This window comes from Actinosynnema mirum DSM 43827 (genome assembly GCF_000023245.1).
Taxonomy (GTDB): domain Bacteria; phylum Actinomycetota; class Actinomycetes; order Mycobacteriales; family Pseudonocardiaceae; genus Actinosynnema; species Actinosynnema mirum.
This window is the reverse complement of sequence record NC_013093.1, coordinates 2,839,289-2,857,165: the sequence shown is the minus strand read 5'-3', so window position 1 is coordinate 2,857,165 and position 17,877 is coordinate 2,839,289. Positions and strand designations below refer to the sequence as shown.

Here is a 17,877-nt window from a genome sequence, read left to right as displayed (position 1 = left end):
ACCCCGATCGTGCACCGCAACCTACGAGCGCGGGGCTGCACAGCCCTGGACTCCCCGCTGGTACCGGGCGTCGAGCAGCCCGATGGGGACAGCCGTCGACCCGGCCACCACGACGCGAGAAGATCGAACCCGGTCAGGCCGACCTTCCCACCTCGGGCAGGTCGCGACGACGCGCGCCCCCAGAAGACCCCTGGAAAGCACTCGAAACCGCCCCATCGGGGAATTCAGCCGCAAGGTAGCGTAATCCACTCCGTTCGGTCGACCGAATCGGCGATGTGGTCGAGACCGTCCAGCACCCCGTCGAGGGACTCCGGGGCTTCGAGGTAGTTGATTACGCCCCGGTAGAAGGCGGAGCGCAGGCTCGGGGGCATGAGGTCCGAGGCGTCGAGGCACAGGGACGCGCCCTCGGTGAGGACTTCGGCGATCCGCCGGTCCACCGGATCGGCGTAGCCGGAGGGGGGTACCCGTTTGTGGGCGGAGTATGCACCGCCCGCAGCGGGCCAGACCCGCTGGCCCTCGGCGTCCGCCAGGTGCGTCAGGAGCCTGCGCGCGGCGGGCGAGTCGGTGAAGAGCCCGGCCAGGTCGGCGGACACCTCCCAGCCGCTCGCGCCCAGGTCGGGGAAGGGGGCGAAGTCGCCGCGGTGCCCGCGCTCCCGGTAGACGGCGCCCGCGAACGAGCCGAGGTGGTCGAGCCCGCAGCCCTGGGGCCGGGTGAACATGGCCAGGCCCGCGTCGTCGAAGTCGGTGAGCAGCGCCCGCTCGGCGGGGACGCCGGACACCAGCGCGCCCCAGGTCTGCCAGGCCCCGCGCACCTCCGGTGAGCTCCAGGCGAGCTCCCCGGAGGCCCACCGCCGGTAGACCTCGGGGCCGGACCGGTGCAGCAGCAGGTCCTCGACCCAGTCGGTGCCCGGCCAGCCCGCGTCCGGCGACGAGCCGAGACCCAGGCACCACGGCGCGCCGTCCGCCAGGAGCTGCTCGGCGTTCGCGGGCGGGCGCACGTCCGAGCCGGGGTCGAACCAGATGAGGCTCTTGAGGTCGGCCTTGACGACGACGGCGTGCGTGCCCTCGGCGCCCACGCGCGCCACGTCCCGCCAGAGGGGCGCGTAGTCGGCCTCGGGCAGCGAGGGCAGTTCGCGCAGGTAGCCGCCCCGCGCGTAGTCGGCCAGCTCGCCGAGGCCGGGCAGGACGGCGACGTCGGGCGGGTCGCCCTGCTGCACCCTGGAGCGCAGCAGCTGGCCGAGGGCGCGGCTGCCGGTGTAGTCGTAGGGCACTCCGGTCCGGTCGAGCACGGCGCGGAACCGGTCCTCCTCGGCTCCGGTCCACGGGCCGAGGACGCGCACGAGGGTGCGGTCGGCGGGCGGGGCGCAGCCGGGGAGGCAGGTCAGGAGCAGGAGCGGGACCAGCGCGCGCAGGACGGCGTGGCGGGTGGAAGGGCTCATCGCTGCACTCCGGGCGGGGTCGTCGGGGCGGCTCGTCGGGGCGGGGTCGTCGGGGCGGGTCGCGGGGCGGCGCTCCGGCTCACCGGGGCCGGAACCGGTACTCGTCCAGGCGCGGGTGCAGGCCGAGCAGCACCAGCGCCACCAGCAGCGCCCCGCACAGCGGCGCGAGCGCGGTCCACGCCTCGTGGTCCGCGTCGGCCAGCTCGGTGCGGGCGGCGAGCGCCCGGTCGGTGAGGACCGGGTCGTCCACGAGGGTGGCCGCGCCCGCGGGCAGGTCGGCCGCGTCGACCTCGGCGACCGTGGGCCCGCACGCGTCGGGGCAGTCCGGGCCGAGCATCCCCAGCAGCTTCGTCCTGGCCAGCTCGGTCGCCTCGTCGGTGTGGCCCTGCCACCCCTCGGCGACCGCGACCACCTCGGCCGCCGCCGCCTCCACCCGCGCCTGGGTGTGCGCGGCCCACAGCGCCATCCCGGCGAGCGCGGCGGCGAGGGCGGTGGCGGCGAGCAGCGGCGGGTTCCAGGTGCGCCGGAACCGGCGGGACAGCCGCACCTGCGCCACCACCAGCAGCGCGGCCAGCGCGAGCACCGGCAGCAGCAGGCCGAGTGTGCCGACGGCGGTGGTCGTGGTGCCCGCGAGCAGGCCGTCGAGCGCGGCGCGCTGGTCGGCCAGCAGCTCGTCGAGGTGCCCGAGCACCCCGGAGCCGGGGGTGGTGAGCACGCGCGAGGCGTACCAGAGGTCGGTGGCGCCGAGCAGCCGCGTCGGGTCCCGGTGCAGGTGCGCGCCCGCCTGGCCGATCCACCCGGCGTAGGCGGAGATCAGCTCGACGGAGAGCTGGATGCGCGCGCTGGCCGAGGGGCCTGCGACGTTGTCCTCGGCGACCTGGTTGAGGTACTGCCCGGCCAGCGCGAGGCGCTTCTCGTACTCCTCCCCCGGCCCGGTCAGCAGGCCCAGCCCCTGCCCGGCCCTCGCCCGCACGATCGAGTCCAGGGCGGTGACGGCCTCGACGTGGGTGTCGGCGAGCGCGTGCCGCGCGGCGGCGGCCTGGAGCACGGCGGGGGCGGCGCGCTCGCGCACCGAGGTGGCGGTGGCGGTGACGCCGGCGAACGAGGCGGTCACCGCGCCGCAGGCCAGCGCGGACAGCAGCACGAGGGCGGCGCGCAGGCGCAGCAGGCCGCGGCGGGTGCCCGCGGCTCCCCGGTCCGCTTGTGCCCTGGTCACCGCTCCGCCCCCTCGAACGAGTGACGGCAGCGCGGGCAGAACCGGCTCCGCGCGCCGGAGACCCACCCGCACTCCGGGCACCGCACGTCCGGCCCGCCGGGCGGCGCGGGTTCCCGCTCGGGCACCCCCGGCGCCCACGTGGACCGCGTCGAGCTGAGCGCCGCGATGTGCATGTCCTTCACCGCGAGGTCCGCCCGCACCCGCACCACCCCGTCCTCCGGCACGCCCACCACGTCGACCAGCCACCGCAACCGCCGCAGCGACGCCTCGTTCCCCAGCCGCGCCGCGAGCGCCACCGCCCGTCCCCAGGCGGCCTCGGCCCCGCGCCCGTCCCCCTCGTCGTATGCCTCGCAGCCGGCCAGGATCAGCTCCCCCAGCTCGGTCTCCCTGGTGTAGTGCGCGACCTGGCCGTCCAGCACCCCGGACCGCAGCGGGTCGTCCGTGGAGCGCGCCAGCACCGCCGCCGGTTCCGCGAGCGGCTGCCCGGAGGCGTCGACCAGGTCCACCCGCGCGGCCTGCCTGCGCTCCCCCACCGCGAACCCGGCCAGGTCCACCCGCAGCGTGAGCAGGAACGCCCGCCGCTCGTCGCCCCACGTGCCGGTCCCGAACCGGGTCACCCGCTCCCCGTCCGGCCTGCCCGCCAGGTCGACCTCGGACGGGTACACCTGCCTGGCGCGCAGCAGCGCGGCGTGCGGGGCGAGGCGCACCCGCAGCCCGAGGTCGGCGACGACCTTGCCCATCGCGGCGTCCATCAGCCGCCGGAAGTCGGCGGGCAGCTCGCCGGGGTCGCGCACCGCGTCGACGTCCCCGTGCAGCACCTCGGCGACGTGCCGCAGCTCGTCCGGCGCCCACCCGTCGCCGATGCCGCGCGCGTCGCAGGTGAACCGGCCCGCGCAGCGGGCGAGCACGGCGTCGAGGCGGGCGCGCGGCTCGCCGTTCATGCCGTCGGTGAGCAGGATGGCGTGCCGCACCGCGTCCGGGTGGTCGTCGAACAGGTCCGAGGCCAGCTCCAACCAGGCCCCCATGGCCGTGCCGCCGCCCGCGACGAGCCTGCGCGCGGCGGCCTTGGCCTCGGCGCGGGTGCGGTCGTCGGCGGGCACGAGCGCGCGGTCCGGCGGGTACACCATCCGGGCGACGTGCGTGCCCTCCACGACGGCGAACCGCACCCCGTCGCGCAGCGCGTCGACGGCGGCCTGGGTGGCCTGCCGGGCGGCGGCGATCTTGGTGCGCGGGTGGGCCATGGACCCGGAGCAGTCGACGACGAGCACCTCGGCGAGCTCGGGGGCGGAGGTGGCGCGCAGGTCGGAGGCGATCACGGAGACGACGGCGTCGACCTGGCCCTCGTCGGGCGAGACGTGCTCGTTCTGGCTGACGGCGAGACGGAACCCCACGCGCTTCTCCCCTCGTGCCCCGGTGCTGGTTCCCCGGTGCTGGATCTCCGGTGCTGGCTCTCCGGTGCTGGCTCTCCGGTTCAGGTGGTGGTGCGAGGCCGGACCTCGTTGGCGAGGTCGACGAGCACCCCGTGCTCGGCGGCGGTGCGGGCCTGCCGGGCGAGGTCGCGGTAAGCCCGCTCGCGGTCGGCGCTTCCCCCGGACGGGTCCACCCGGTCGAGGACGTGGGCGACGAGCCGGTCACGCGCGTCCCCGTCCAGCGCGAGCGCGGCCAGCGCGCGCACGGCCTCGTCCCCGCGCCCGGTGCCCGCGAGCACCTTGACGGCGGCGACGGCGGCGGCCTCCCGGTGCCGGGAGACCTCGGGCACCTGGGCGAGCACGTCGAGCGCCCCGTCGGGATCACCGCCCGCGAGCCGGACCCGCGCCGACCCGAACGCCGCGCTGCCCTGCGAGCGGTCCCGCGCCCACACCGACCGGTACCTCCGCTCGGCCTCCGCCACGTCACCGCGCTGCTCGGCGCAGAGCCCGAGCGCGAGCACGGGCGCGGTCTCGCCGGGGACCTCGTGGTGCACGCGGAGGAAGTGCGGGTGGGCTTCGACGCCGTCGACCAGCGCGGCGAGCCCGAGGAGCCAGTGGACGCGCCAGTCGAGCGGGTCCGGCCGGGCTCGCGGCTCGGGCCCGGCAGGCGGGTCGGGTGGGTCGGGCTGGGCGCGGTGGAGCCCCGCCTCCCGGTGCGCCCCGGTGACGCGTCCCCACGCGGCGGCGAGCCGGGCGCCCCACGTGGCCGCGCCGAACTCGCTTTCAGCGCCTTCCCCAGGTGCGGTGCTGCCTGCCGGTGCCCGCCGAGTGACCGCCTCCGCCCCACCGGTCCCGTCCTCTCCGGATTCCACCGGCACGTCCACCCCCAGCAGCGCCCGCGCCCGCGCGGTGCGTCCCAGTCCCACCAGGGCGTGCGCGCGCAGCAAGTTCGCCTCGGCCGTGTCGGGAAGGGCGCGGAGCAGCGCGTTCGGGTCCCCCAACCGGTCGATGTCCAGGTCCCACCTCGGACTCGGCAACCCGCCCGCGCAGTCGCGCCCGCTCGGCAGCGGGGTCTCCGCGACCCCCTCGGTCCAGTGCGACAGCGGGGGCACCGCGCCCAGTCCCGCGTCCACCAGCGCCGCCGTGGGCTCGAACAGCTCCGACACCACCGGCCGCTGCCGCCCGTCGCGCGACGACGCGATCTCCCGCAGCACCCCGTCCAGCTGGCGGTCCATGTCGACCGCCGACGCGAACCGCCGCGCCGGGTCGGGGTGCGTGGCCCGGTCCAGCGCGTGCCCGAACGACTCAAGGCCCGACCGCAGCGCCCCCGGATCGCCGACCGCGTCGGCGCTCGCCGCGGCCAGCCGCCGCAGGGTGTGCCCCAGGGCGTGCAGGTCCGATCGCGGCGTGACCCCGTCCGCGGCGATCTCCGCCGCGTCGACCTGGAACCCCTTGGTGCCGATGATCGCCACGCGCTCGCCGATCCGCCGCACCGCGCCCAGGTCGATGACCTTCACCCGGCTGTCCCCACCACCCACCCGTCCGGGGCGCAGGATCACGTTGTCGGGCTTCATGTCGCAGTACACCAGCCCCCGCCCGTGCAGGTAGCCGAGCGCGGACAGCACCTCGCGCCCGATCGTGACGACGTGCTCGGCCCGCAACCGCTCACCGAGCGCGACCCCGGTGGCGACGTCCTGGAGCACGAGCCCGTCCACGAACTCCATCACGATGTACACCCGGTCCTGCCCGGAGCGCCGATCGCGGTGGGTCACGAAGTTGACGATCCGGACGATGCTCGGGTGGTCGACGGCGGTGAGCGCCCGCCGCTCGGCCTCGGCGAGCGGCGTGTCCCCCGCGCTGATCATCCCCTTGAGGACGACGAGGTTGTCGTCCAACCGCCGGTCGCGCGCGAGGTAGACCCAGCCGAGCCCGCCCTGGGCGAGCGGCCCGACGACCCGGTACTGGCCGCCGACCTCGTCGTCCCGGTGCAGCGCGGGCAGGAAGGAGTAGAAGTGCCCGCAGGCCGGGCAGTACCCCTCGTGCAGCGCGGGCTGGCCCGCGTACCCGGCCCCGATCTCCTGCGAGCACCCGCCGTTGCCGCAGAGCCGCCCCCTGGTGCGGGTGCGCGGGTTCTCCTGGACGCGGCTGAGCGGTTCGGGGAACGAGAAGACCGGCAGGGACAGGTGCTCGCGCCCGGTTCCCGACGTCGACGTGCCCCGTGACCGCCGCCCCTCGGTCAGGTGAACCCGGCCGGGGGCACGGGCCTCCCTGCCGCAGGTGTCGCAGAACCCGGTGGCCTCGATCGTCCCGACGCAGCCGGGGTGGGAGCACGCGGTCACAGCGCGACCTCCTGACGGGTGAACCCGTTGTCCCCCAACGGTAATCGCGCGACCACCCCACCGGCATCCGCCGAACGCGCGGTGATCACGTCTTCCCCATGACCGCGTGCAGGTGGGCGAACACGGCCGTGTGACACGCCTCCGGGTCGGCCGGAAGCCGGGACAGCAGCTCACGGGCCCGCCGGTACAGCTCCCCGAGTTCGAGGTCCTCCTCGTGCCCGTGACCAGCGGCCAGCGCCCCGGACGCGTCGAGCAGCCGCCGCAACCCCTCCAGCTCACGGACGGCCCGCGCGAGCCGCCCCTCGGCCTCGACCCCGTACCGCTGCACCCGCCGCTCCAGCGAGACCAGCCCGGCCTCGTCCAACGAGGCCCGCAACCCCATGAGGTCGACCCGCAACCAGTGCGCCTTGACCAGCCCGCCGGCCGCGCGCTCCAGGTGGGCGAGGTCCCGAATGCGCGCCCCCAGCGCGACGAGCCGACCGGAGTGCTCATCGGCCTGCCAGGCGCGCACCGAGGCGAGCGCGGGCGCGTCCCCCCGGTGGAACCCGAGCGCGACCCGAGTACCGCCCCTGACCAGCGGCTTCACCACGTGCTCGAGCAACTCCCCCGGATCGGCAGCCGCGTCGACCCCGTTGACGACCACCGTCACCGGCCCGCCACGCTCCCCTGGCCCGCTCCCACTCCCGGTCATCACCAACTCATCCGGGTGTCCCCCACTCCCCCGGAACCGCCCGACCTGCGCCCCGAGCCGCCGGGACACCTCCTCGGCGCCCAGCCCGGTCGCGTCCACCGCCACGTCCACGCTGCCCACCTCGGGCGCCGCCCCCACCACCCCGGACACCACCCCGGCCACGGACCCCGCCACCGACCCCGACGAGGTCGACCGGAGATCACGGCTCCCCAGCACCGCCAACCACCGCAGCACCGCGAGATCGGCCCCCACCAGCACCAGCAGCCCCCGGTCCCGTTCCAACCAGTCCACGACCCGCCGCGCCGCCGCCGTGCTCCCCGGCGCGCTCAACTCCCGCTCCGCCTCGCTGTCCTCGGCCACGAACCCCGCAGCGGACGGCAGGTGCGCCAGCACCGTCTCCACCGGCAGCATCCACGCCAACCCGGCCTCCCGGTCGAGGTCGGCGCTCACCACGATCCCCACCACCGCGCCCGTGAGGTCGTCAGCCACCCCGGCCCCGCTGAACCCGGCGGTCACCGCCCGCTGTCGCGGCAGGGCGTTCATCTGCACCCACTCCTGCCCCGGCCCGGCCCCGGCGGCGAGCGTGAGGCTCGTCCACACCCCGTCCGAGTAGCGGTGGGGGTAGCCGAACGTGCGCACCACCCGCCCCCAGCTCACCCCGACGCGGTGCAGCAGCGCGCCACTCCCCCCGGGCGCCGCCCGGACGAGCTCCAGCAGCGCGACGTCACCGCGCTGGTCCTCCTGCGGCAGCACGACCCGCACGCGCCGAGCCGCGATCCGCTGCCCCACGACGTCGACCAGCACCGGCTCGACGCCCTCGCCGACGACGTGCGCGCAGGTGAGCACGGTCCGCAGGTCGTCGAGCAGCACCCCGGCGCCGAGCACCCCTCCCGAGGCGTCGCACAGCCGCACCCGCCAGGGCGGGTTGGCGGCGCTGCCAGGGGTCACGGCCGGGAACATACTCAGCGAACTGCCCGTGACGTGCGCCTTTCCGCGCCGTGAACCCTCGAACGGACCAGTGGCGCTCAGTGGAACCACCTTGGTCGGTCCGCCGTCCACCCGTTCCAATGACAGCGGGTGAAACAGCAACCACCGGGAGTCGCCGTGCTCATCCGAACCCTCGCACTGGCACTGGTCCTCACCACCACCCCCGCCCAGGCGTCCCCCGTCGGGGGGCAACGGGCGCACCCCGCTCACGACGAAGCGTTGCCCGTCTCGGCGCCAACACGGTCCCAGCCACAACTCGCCCTCCCCGATCTCCCCGATCTCGCCACCGCCGCCTCACGCGAGCACCTGGAGACCGACCGCACCGCCCGCCCGGTCGCGCCCGGTGTCGAGCTGACCTCGTTCGACTGGTACCGCGCGGACGGCTGGGTCCGCGGCGACGCCCTCACCGTCGACCTGGCCGGTGGCACGAAGGTCGACTACCTCGACCCCGGTTCCGTCACGGCCGCCGCGCCGCTGTCCGAGCAGGCCGACCGCACCCGCGCGGTCGCGGCGGTGAACGGCGACTTCTTCGACATCAACAACTCCGACGCCCCCGAGGGCGCGGCCGTGCGCGACGGCGTCCCGGTCAAGTCCGCCTCCCCCGGTCGTGAACGCGCGGTCGGCATCGACGCGGCGGGCATCGGCCGGGTGATGGAGGTGCTGTTCAGCGGCACGGCCGCACTGCCCGGTGGTGACGTCACGTTGAACCGCCTCAACAGCGCGGAGCTGGAACGTGACGGCGTCGCACTGTTCACCCCGCTATGGGGTGAGTACACCCGTTCGCGCAGCGTGCGGGATGCGGAACGCGTGCGTGAGGTGGTGGTGCGCAACGACGTCGTGACCGAGGTGCGGGACACGATCGGCGCGGACCGGGTGCCCGAGGACGGCTACGTGCTGCTAGGCCGTGAAGCCGGGGCGACCGCGCTGGCAGTCGCGCCCGGTGACCACCTGTCCGTGCGGTACTCAACCCGTGCGGGCGATGGAGGTTCCGCGCCGAGGGCCGCGATCGGCGGCAACCAGGTGCTGCTGCGCGACAGCGAGGTGGTCGCCCCGGACGACCCGTCGCACCCGCGCACCGCCGTGGGCTTCTCGGCCGACGGCAGGCGGATGTTCCTCCTCACCGTGGACGGCAGGCAGTCCGCGCACCTGCTCGGCCTGAACCTGAAGGACGTGGCCGAAGCGCTGCGGGACCTGGGCGCGCACAACGCCCTGAACCTGGACGGCGGCGGGTCGAGCACGCTGGTGGCCCGCGAACCGGGTGGTGACACCGTCCACCTGGAGAACACCCCCTCGGACGGTGGACAGCGGCCGGTCCCGAACGGACTCGCGCTGTACGCGCCCCCCGGCAGCGGTCGCCTGACCGGGTTCTGGGTGACCACCGCGACCGACCCGCGCACGGCCCCGACCGCGGGCGCGGTACCCGGTGGCCGCCCCGATCGGGTGTTCCCCGGCCTCACCCGGAAGCTGGTGGCCCTGGGTTACGACGAGACCTACGGCCCGGTCGCCGACGAGCGCCCGGTGTGGACGTCCACGAACCCGTTCGTCGGCAGGGCTGGCGGAAACGGCGTGTTCCGGGCCGTGGCAGCGGGAACGACGCGGGTCGTCGCCCGCCAGAACCGGATCGAGGGCTCCCAGGACCTGACCGTGCTCGGCGCGCTGGAGCGGTTGTCGGCCACCAGCGGTCGGGTGAGCCTGCCCGACGTCGGCGCGGGCACGCGGGTCGGGATCGTCGGCTACGACCACAGCGGGTTCAGCGCACCGGTCGAGCCCTCGGACCTGACCCTGTCCTACGACCACTCCGTGCTCGGAGTCGGCGAGCACGAGGGCGCACTGCTGGTGACCGCCCGCGCCCCCGGTGCCACCACGATCGAGGTCACCGTCCAGGGGCGCACGACCCGCATACCGGTCACCGTGGGCATCGAAGAACGCCTGCTGGCCGGTTTCGACGACGCCGCACGCTGGACGTTCGGCTCGGCACGCGGCTCCGGCTCGGTCTCCCCGACCCCGGACGGGCACACCGGCCAGGGCTTGACGCTGCGCTACGACTTCACCCAGTCCACGGGCACCCGGACCGCGTACGCGAACCCACCACAAGCACTGGAGGTGCCGGGGAAACCCCTGGCCCTGAGCGCCTGGGTGCGCGCAGCAGGCCGGGGCGAGTGGACGGCCTTCACCGTCGTGGACGCCCAGGGCCTCACCCGGTCGCTGTACGGCCCGTACCTCACCTGGGAGGGCTGGCAACGGCTGGAGGTGCCAGTGCCCGGCGAGCTGTCATTCCCGATCAAGGTGACCCGCTTCTACACGATCGAGATCGCCGCCGACCGCCAGTACACGGGCGAGGTCGTGGTGGACGACCTCGCCGCCGTGGTCCCACCCGACGCCGAACCGCCACCGCGCGAGGTGGTGCGCGACGACGTGGTGGTGCGCGACGGCACCGTCGACGGCAGCCCGTGGCGGTTCGCGGTCATGTCCGACGCGCAGTTCGTGGCCCGCGCCCCGGACAGCGAGCTGGTGCGGGCGGCACGGCGAACGCTGCGCGAGATCAGGGCGAAGCGGCCGGACTTCGTGGTGATCAACGGAGATCTGGTGGACGAGGCCGCACCGGAGGACCTGGCATTGGCGAAACGGGTGCTGACCGAGGAGCTGGGCGACGCGGTGCCGTGGTTCTACGTGCCGGGCAACCACGAGGTGATGGGACCGGGCACGATCGACAACTTCCGCCGCGAGTTCGGGGCGACGACTCGGGTGTTCGACCACCGGCGCACGAGGTTCGTGCTGCTGGACACGTCGCTGGGCACGCTGCGCGCAGGCGGGTACGCGCAGGTGGTGGCGTTGCGGAGAGCGTTGGACGAACACGGAGCGGTGGACTCGGTCGTGGTCCTGGAACACCACCCGACCCGCGATCCGGGCCCGCTGCGCACCAGCGAGCTGTCCGACCGGATGGAGGCGGCGCTGGTGGAGCGCTGGCTGGCCGACTTCCGGTCGTCCACCGGCAAGCCGGCGGCGTTCGTGGGCGCCCACGCGGGCCTGTTCGCGGCGTCGCGAGTGGACGGTGTCCCCTATCTGGTCAACGGGAACTCCGGCAAAGCCCCGTCGGGTGACACCGGAGCGGGCGGGTTCACCGGGTGGAGCCTGATCGGGGTGGGACCGGGTGGGATCAAGGCCGAGGTGCGGGCCCACGTGGACGCGCTGCGACTGGCCGCATCGCACGCGATACCGGTCGGCGGGACGGGATCGGTGTCGGCGGAGGTGGAGCAGGCGGGAAGGCGAGTGCCGGTGACCTACCCGATGAGCGCCGACTGGTCCGGATCGATCGGCCTGCACGTCGGCGGGCCGGACGGGGTGCGCCCGTGGCACGTGGCGCGCTTGGACCCGGACACCGGGACGCTGACCGGCCTACGACCGGGACGGGTGTCCGTGGTGGTGGCGGTGAGCGAGGCGCTGACGCGGGCAGACGTGGTGGTGACGGGATGACCGGGCGCTGAGCGCGCTGGGGCGCACGATCACCGAGACCCACCCGCCGCACGAGAGCCACCCCCGACGTCAACCGGGGCCACCCGGCCGTCACCGCTGGAGAGCGGTGACGGCCGGCCCCGCTGGCCGACTCGCGGGATCAGCTGGAGCGCGCGTGGTCAGGCGAGACGACCAGCGGCAACTGGAGCTCGGTCACCCAGTCGGCCAGGCGTTCGGGGGCCTCCAGGGTCACCTCGCGCGGGTAGCCGTCGGCGCGGTGGCCGTGGGCGTCGACCCAGCGCTCCAACGCCTGCGCGGTGGGCACGACCCCGTCCATCGCCCCCCGGTGCACGATGACCGCCGCGCGCTCGACGGCGGGCAGCTCAACCACCTCGAACCCGCCATCCCGCCCCGCGCCACCCTCAAGGCCCGCACCACCCGCGGAGTCCGCACCATCCCCGTCCCCGATGGGAAACGCGGCGTGCACGGTCACCGCGCCACCACCCGCGTCCGCGTAGAGCGCGATCCCCGGCCCCGCCATGCTGATGCCAGCGTCGGCGAGGAGGTCGCACAACCGCATGAACAGCGGGCTGACCACCGGCCCGATGTCCTCGGGCGCGTAGCTGCGCGAGATCGCGGACAACCGCGCGACGCGCTGGGCGGGCAGGGACTTGACGACGACGTCGTGCTCGGGCATGTGCCCCTCGCTCTCGATCGACCGGAGCCTCACCTCGACGCGGGCCAGCCGCGCGGTCGCCTCGGCGACGACGGCCTCCAGCTCCGCGCGCCGCCCCCGCAGCATCTCCCGCAACCGGTCGACGCCGACCCGGCCGTCCACGATCTCCTTGACCTGGTTCAACGTGAACCCCAGGTCCTTGAGCGCGACGACCCGGTTGAGCAGGTCGAGCTGGTCGGCGGTGTAGTGGCGGTACCCGGTCGTGGGATCGGTGCGGGCGGGGCGCAGCAGCCCGGTGGCGTCGTAGTGGCGCAGCATCCGGACCGAGACGCGCCCGCGTCGGGCGAACTCTCCGATGGTCAACATGGCGCCACCGAGTCCAGTCCCTGACACGGTGTCAGAGTCAACCCCACCGCGACCACCCGCACCAGAGCGCTCGCGGCAGGCCGCCCACACCGCTTCACCCGCGGCCCGCACGCCCCGGCCGACGAGTCTGGGCCCGCCTGCTCCGCCTCCCGCTCGACCCCGTCCTCGTCCACCACCACGGTCCGCACCCCGGCCCCGTGGAACGGCTCCAGCACGGCCCAGCTTGTCGGCGTGCGCCAGCACATACACCGAGTCCGCCGCCCTGGCCATCAGCTCCTTCAACCTGGTCTGGTCCAGGTCGGCCTCGTTGATGCCCCGGTCGAAGGTCATCCGCTCCAGCGAGGCCTCCGCGAGCGGTCCGACGAAGCCCTGCGACACGTGCCGCAGGGTCCCGCCGAGGCACTCCACGCGCACGTCGTCCACGTCGGCCAGCGCCTGCAGCGCGGTCAGCCCGGTGGTCACCACGGTGAGCGGCGGCACGGCGGCGCGCAGCTCGTGGGCCAGCGCCCCGACCGTGGACTCGATCGTGCTCCGCACGTCGACCTTCCCCGTCCCGGCGATGTCGAACGCCGTGCCGTGGTCGACCGAGGTGGCGCGGAGGGCGTCGAGCGGGGCCGTCCCCGCGACACCCGGCGAGCCGACGTCGGCGGGTGGGCTGACCAGGGAGTTCCCGTCGACCGCCGAGCCCTCGGCGTCCGAGCCATTGGAGCCCGAGCCCTGGAGCCCGAGCCCCCGGCGTCCGGGGTTGACCCGCAGGTGACAGCGCCGAGGGGGGCACCTGGTGCGGCGCTGTCACCTGCGGTGGCGACCGAGCCGGGCTCGACCGCGTCCACGTCGGCGCCACCACCGGCTCGGACGTCGTCCACCCGCTCGTCTCCGGGCTGGATTTCACCGAACCGGGTGTCACCGGTCAGGGGATCAGGGTAGGTGGCCGCGGTTGCCAGGTCCGCCGGGTGGAGCAAGTGCTCCGTCACACCGGTCGCCACCACCGCCCGCACCTGCGCGTCCGCGAGGGGTTCTGCGCTGCCGACCACGATCAGCGGGTGACTGCGCGTTCCGCGCTGCCGCACCGCGCCACCTGCGGTTTCCCCGCCGGACCGGTGGCACCACCGCCCTCGACCGAGCACAGCTGAACAGCGGGGCGGGTCGGCTGGGCGGACCGGCACCCCGGCGGGCCGGGGCACCCCGGGTTGGGCGGGCCTGGCCTGTGGTGGCCGGTCCGGTCGGGGGTTTGTGCCTGGTTCAGGTGGTCAGGTGTGGGTCAGCGGGATGGGGGTGCGGCTCCTGGGGTGGCGTTGGGTGGGGTGGCGTTGGTCGGGGGTGTTCCGGCGCCGGGTGGGGTGTTGCCGCCGCCGCCCGGTGGGGTGTTGCCGCCGCCGCCCGGTGGGGTGCCGCCGCCTGCGGGTTCGGTTCGGGTGTCCACTCGGGCTTGCAGGGTTACCCGGTAGCCGGCCTCCGGGTTGCCGGTGACCGTCGCCAGCTGGGACTCGCCGCCGTCGTCGCCGAACACGTTGTCGGTGTCCAGGGTCAGCTCGGCCAGGTTCGCCACCGAGCTCTCGTAGCCCGCCCCGGCGTACGCGGTGTCGCACACGTCCTCCGGGAGGGCCACCTGCGAGGTCGCGATGGCGTTCGCCGAGTCGGTGATGCTCGCCTGGTCCGGGTAGACCTCGAAGTGGACGTGCGGCCACCTTCCGGTGTAGCAGGCCGGGAAGACGCTGGTGAAGGTCACCTTTCCCGCCGCGTCCGCGATCTGCACGCCGCGCAGGTAGTTCTCGTTCTCCAGGCCGTCGCCGTACATCGAGTAGCCGCCCGCGCGGTCGCAGTGCCACACGTACACCGCCACGCCCTCGAACGGGACGTCGCCGCCCGCCACGTCCACGATGGACAGCTCCAGCGTCATCGGGACGCCCTCCGCCACCGCGCTCCCCGTGCCGAAGCTGGAGCGGATGTCCGAGCGGACGATGCCCGACTGCTCCAGCACGTCCGGGCCGTTCGAGCCGTCGCCGGGGTACGGGCCCGCCGTCTCGTCCGGGATCTCGCCCGCGGCCTGCGCGGTCGTGGTGGCACCGGTCGTGGCCGCCGTCCCGGCCGCGCCGCAGGCGGTCAGGCCCGCGAACACCGCGCCCACGCCGAAGATCCGCAGTGCGCGGCGGCGGTCCAGCAGGGTGCCCACGTCGAAGCTCAGGCCCTGGTCCACCAGCTCCTCGTGCGGGCGGGGCAGGCGGCGGCCCCGGTAGGTCTGCTCGTCGTCTCGCATGAGGTCCACCCTGGTCGGGTGGGCTGTGCGGGTTCTGTGCGACACCTGTGGAACCGCTGGACGAGCGGAACGGCTGAACGGGCGAGACCGCCGGGCGACCAGAACAGCCAGGCGCCGGGAGAGCTCAGCCCGCGACGTGCCTCAGGGCCGACAGGAGCACGTCCGAGAGCGGGCGGTCCGGGTTCTCGATCCAGTGCTGGGTCGCCGCGCGCAGCGTGGTCAGGAACGCCGCCGACAGGACCCGTGCGCGCAGCGCCGCCTCGGGGTCGTCGGCGGGCATCCGGGACGCCAGCTCGTCGGCCAGCTCGCGTTCCACGGCGCTGTGCGCGGCGACCTGGTGCACCACCAGGCTCGGGTGCCCGCGCACGAGCCTGCGCTGCGCCACCAGCGCGGGGTCGAGGCCGTCCAGCTCCGCCGAGAAGGCGCGGGCCGCCTCGAACAGGGCGTTGCGCACCGGGACGTCCTCCGGTTGGGCGCGCAGCAGGTCGACGATCGCGCGCAGCCTGGCCCGGTGGCCGTGGAAGATCGCTTCTTCCTTGTTCGCGAAGTAGTTCGAGAACGTCCGGCGCGACACCGAGGCGGCGTCGGCGATGGCCTCGACGGTGAGCCGTTCGAGGCCGTGCTCGATCGCCAGCCCGAGGGCGGCCTCGTGCAGGGCCTGGCGCGTGGCGGCCTTCTTGCGCTCGCGCAGCCCGACGGTGGTGTCCAGATCGACCGTGGTGTCCATTTCGGCCTTCAGGGTAGCCGTAGTCACACAAACTTCCCAATGAGCAAACTTGCACAATGCGCAAGTTGCCCTGATACTTGTATGGGGCAACCACTCAGGGAGGGCTCATCGTGGACGCCAACCCGCGCCACTCCGAGATGCAGGACCGCATCCAGGACCTCATGAAGACCGTGCGGATGCTCAAGCAGTCGCACTCCGAGCGGGCCGCAGGCGTCCCGACCGGGCTCATCACGACGCTCAAGCTGATCAGCAAGATCAGCGACGACCCGTCCGGCTGCCACGCCAAGCAGCTCGCGCACCAGGCCGCGCTCGACCCGTCGACGGTCAGCCGCGCGGTCGCCGCGCTCGTGGGGCAGGGACTGGTCGAGCGGCAGGCCGACCCCGTGGACGGGCGGGCCAGCATCCTGGTCGTCACGCCCGCCGGGCAGGAGGCGCTGGACCGCGCGCGCCGCTGGTACGAGGACCTGATGGACCGGGCGCTCGCCGGGTGGACCCCCGAAGAACTCGACGCGTTCAACGACGCGCTTGGGCGCTTGAACGCAGACGTAGCAGGAGCCATCGGCTCCCCGAGCACAGCACTGGAGGACGCGCGATGAGCGCACCCGCCACCACGGCGGACACCCGGCACCCCCAACCGGGCGAACCGATGAACCACCGGCAGATCATGGAGGCCCTCAGCGGCCTGCTGCTCGTCCTGTTCGTCGCGATGCTCAGCGGCACGGTGGTCTCCACCGCCCTGCCGCAGATCATCGGCGCTCTGGAGGGGACGCAGACCCAGTACACCTGGGTCGTCACCGCGACCCTGCTGACCGCCACCGCGAGCACCCCGATCTGGGGCAAGCTGGCGGACCTGTTCAACAAGAAGACGCTCGTCCAGTCGGCGATCGTGCTGTTCATCATCGGTTCGGTGATCAGCGGTTTCGCGCAGAGCGCCGGTCAGCTGATCGCCGCCCGCGCGTTCCAGGGCATCGGCGTCGGCGGCCTGCAGGCGCTGGTGCAGGTGGTCATCGCCGCGATGATCCCGCCCCGCGAGCGCGGCCGGTACAACGGCTACCTGGGCGGCGTGATGGCGCTGGCCACGGTCGGCGGGCCGCTGCTCGGCGGGCTGATCGTGGACACCTCGTGGCTGGGCTGGCGCTGGTGCTTCTTCGTCGGCGTCCCGGTCGCCGTGGTGGCGCTGCTGGTGCTCCAGGCGACGCTGAAGGTGCAGACCGCGCGCCGGGAGAACGTCAAGATCGACTACCTGGGCGCCGGCCTGATCGCGGCGGGCGTGAGCGTGCTGCTGATCTGGATCTCGTTCGTGGACAGCTCGTTCGACTGGATCTCCTGGCAGAGCGGCGCGATGGTCGGCGGCTCGGTCCTGCTCCTGGGCCTGGCGGTGCTGGTCGAGCACAAGGCGTCCGAGCCGGTGGTCCCGCCGAAGATCGTGAAGGACCGCACGACGGCGCTCGCGATCCTGGCGAGCCTCGCGGTGGGCATGGCGATGTTCGGCGGCGCGGTGTTCCTCGGCCAGTACTTCCAGATCGGCCGGGGCTACTCCCCCACCGAGGCCGGACTGCTGACCATCCCGATGATGGCGGGCGTGCTGGGCGCGTCGATCATCTCCGGGCGCATGATCACCCGCAGCGGCAACGTGAAGCCGTACATCGTCACCGGCGCCGTGGTGCTGGTCATCGGGTTCCTGGCGCTGGGCACGATCGACCACCAGACCTCGCTGGTGCTGGTCGGCGCGGCGATGCTGCTGGTCGGCACGGGCGTCGGCATGTCGATGCAGAACCTGGTGCTGGCGGTGCAGAACACCGTGCAGCTCAAGGACATCGGCGCGGCCAGCTCCACGATCGCGTTCTTCCGCTCGCTCGGCGGCACGATCGGCGTGTCGGTGCTGGGCGCGGTGCTGGCCAGGCAGGTCAGCGAGCAGATCACCCGCGACCTGACCGCGGCGGGCGTGCCCGCGTCGGCGTCGGGCAGCGCCGGGGGCAGCCTGAACATCTCGGCGCTGCCGGGCCCGATCCAGGAGATCGTGCGCGCGGCGTACGGGGACGCGACCGGGCACATCTTCCTGATCGCGGCGGCGATCGGCGTGGTGGGCGTGATCGCGGCGGCGATGCTGAAGCCCGCGAAGCTGCGCTCCAGCCTGGACCTGGGCGAGACCACGAAGGCCGTGGCGCCGGAGGCGGCGCCGCAGGGCAAGGCCGTGACCGGCGGTGACGTGGTCGGCGGCGAGTCGCTGACGAAGTCGCGGCGGTAATCGGAAACCGGTGGTCAGACGTTTCGGAAGGCCCCCGCACCCGGCAACCGGGTGCGGGGGCCTTCGCCG

The 17,877-nt window shown here is 74.2% G+C and carries 11 protein-coding genes and 1 pseudogene; 3 read left to right on the top strand and 9 right to left on the bottom strand.

Annotated elements, in window-relative coordinates:
* Positions 1–224 precede the first annotated feature (224 nt).
* The 5 genes from AMIR_RS12680 to AMIR_RS12660 form a co-directional block, all read right to left on the bottom strand.
* On the bottom strand, positions 225–1,439 hold the full coding sequence (locus AMIR_RS12680) for an extracellular solute-binding protein (protein ID WP_015801360.1): 1,215 nt from the start codon (positions 1,437–1,439) through the stop codon (positions 225–227).
* A gap of 79 nt (positions 1,440–1,518) precedes the next feature.
* Positions 1,519–2,655: a hypothetical protein gene (locus tag AMIR_RS35580; RefSeq protein WP_015801359.1), complete on the bottom strand. Its 1,137-nt coding sequence runs from the start codon at positions 2,653–2,655 to the stop codon at positions 1,519–1,521.
* Complete coding sequence (locus tag AMIR_RS12670) at positions 2,652–4,046, bottom strand: VWA domain-containing protein (protein ID WP_015801358.1); 1,395 nt, start codon at positions 4,044–4,046, stop codon at positions 2,652–2,654. The genes AMIR_RS35580 and AMIR_RS12670 overlap by 4 nt, the downstream gene beginning before the upstream one ends.
* Before the next feature lie 80 nt (positions 4,047–4,126).
* Positions 4,127–6,403, bottom strand: coding sequence for a serine/threonine-protein kinase (locus tag AMIR_RS12665; protein ID WP_015801357.1), 2,277 nt, complete (start codon positions 6,401–6,403; stop codon positions 4,127–4,129).
* Between the two features lie 85 nt (positions 6,404–6,488).
* Positions 6,489–8,042, bottom strand: coding sequence for a S1 family peptidase (locus AMIR_RS12660; protein ID WP_187313506.1), 1,554 nt, complete (start codon positions 8,040–8,042; stop codon positions 6,489–6,491).
* 156 nt (positions 8,043–8,198) lie between these two features.
* Between AMIR_RS12660 and AMIR_RS12655 the strand changes: the two genes are divergently transcribed.
* Positions 8,199–11,555 carry a phosphodiester glycosidase family protein gene (locus tag AMIR_RS12655; protein ID WP_015801355.1) on the top strand — a complete coding sequence of 1,119 codons (3,357 nt, stop codon included), beginning with the start codon at positions 8,199–8,201 and terminating at the stop codon, positions 11,553–11,555.
* Between the two features lie 139 nt (positions 11,556–11,694).
* On the opposite strand, the gene AMIR_RS43045 is transcribed toward AMIR_RS12655, so the two are convergent.
* The 4 genes and pseudogenes from AMIR_RS43045 to AMIR_RS12640 form a co-directional block, all read right to left on the bottom strand.
* Positions 11,695–13,113, bottom strand: coding sequence for a MerR family transcriptional regulator (locus AMIR_RS43045; RefSeq protein WP_084798867.1), 1,419 nt, complete (start codon positions 13,111–13,113; stop codon positions 11,695–11,697).
* A 30-nt stretch (positions 13,114–13,143) separates the two neighbouring features.
* Positions 13,144–13,239 (bottom strand): annotated as a pseudogene (locus tag AMIR_RS43200) (hypothetical protein); the annotation flags it as partial.
* 598 nt (positions 13,240–13,837) lie between these two features.
* Positions 13,838–14,833, bottom strand: a complete 996-nt coding sequence (locus tag AMIR_RS12645) for an intradiol ring-cleavage dioxygenase (RefSeq protein ID WP_015801353.1) — start codon at positions 14,831–14,833, stop codon at positions 13,838–13,840.
* 124 nt (positions 14,834–14,957) lie between these two features.
* The gene (locus AMIR_RS12640; protein ID WP_015801352.1) at positions 14,958–15,560 is read right to left on the bottom strand and encodes a TetR/AcrR family transcriptional regulator; all 603 of its coding nucleotides are present in this window, start codon (positions 15,558–15,560) and stop codon (positions 14,958–14,960) included.
* Between the two features lie 110 nt (positions 15,561–15,670).
* Here AMIR_RS12640 and AMIR_RS12635 point away from each other — a divergent pair, with 110 nt between their 5' ends.
* Positions 15,671–16,156, top strand: coding sequence for a MarR family winged helix-turn-helix transcriptional regulator (locus AMIR_RS12635; protein ID WP_015801351.1), 486 nt, complete (start codon positions 15,671–15,673; stop codon positions 16,154–16,156).
* Positions 16,153–17,808, top strand: a complete 1,656-nt coding sequence (locus tag AMIR_RS12630; protein WP_015801350.1) for an MDR family MFS transporter — start codon at positions 16,153–16,155, stop codon at positions 17,806–17,808. The genes AMIR_RS12635 and AMIR_RS12630 overlap by 4 nt, the downstream gene beginning before the upstream one ends.
* Positions 17,809–17,877: the final 69 nt, after the last annotated feature.

Bases quoted from the DNA above. Each gene is read 5' to 3' on its own strand.
- AMIR_RS12645 (WP_015801353.1), bottom strand. From the start codon at position 14,833: ATGCGAGACGACGAGCAGACCTACCGGGGCCGCCGCCTGCCCCGCCCG.
- AMIR_RS12680 (WP_015801360.1), bottom strand. From the start codon at position 1,439: ATGAGCCCTTCCACCCGCCACGCCGTCCTGCGCGCGCTGGTCCCGCTC.
- AMIR_RS12640 (WP_015801352.1), bottom strand. From the start codon at position 15,560: ATGGACACCACGGTCGATCTGGACACCACCGTCGGGCTGCGCGAGCGC.
- AMIR_RS12630 (WP_015801350.1), top strand. From the start codon at position 16,153: ATGAGCGCACCCGCCACCACGGCGGACACCCGGCACCCCCAACCGGGC.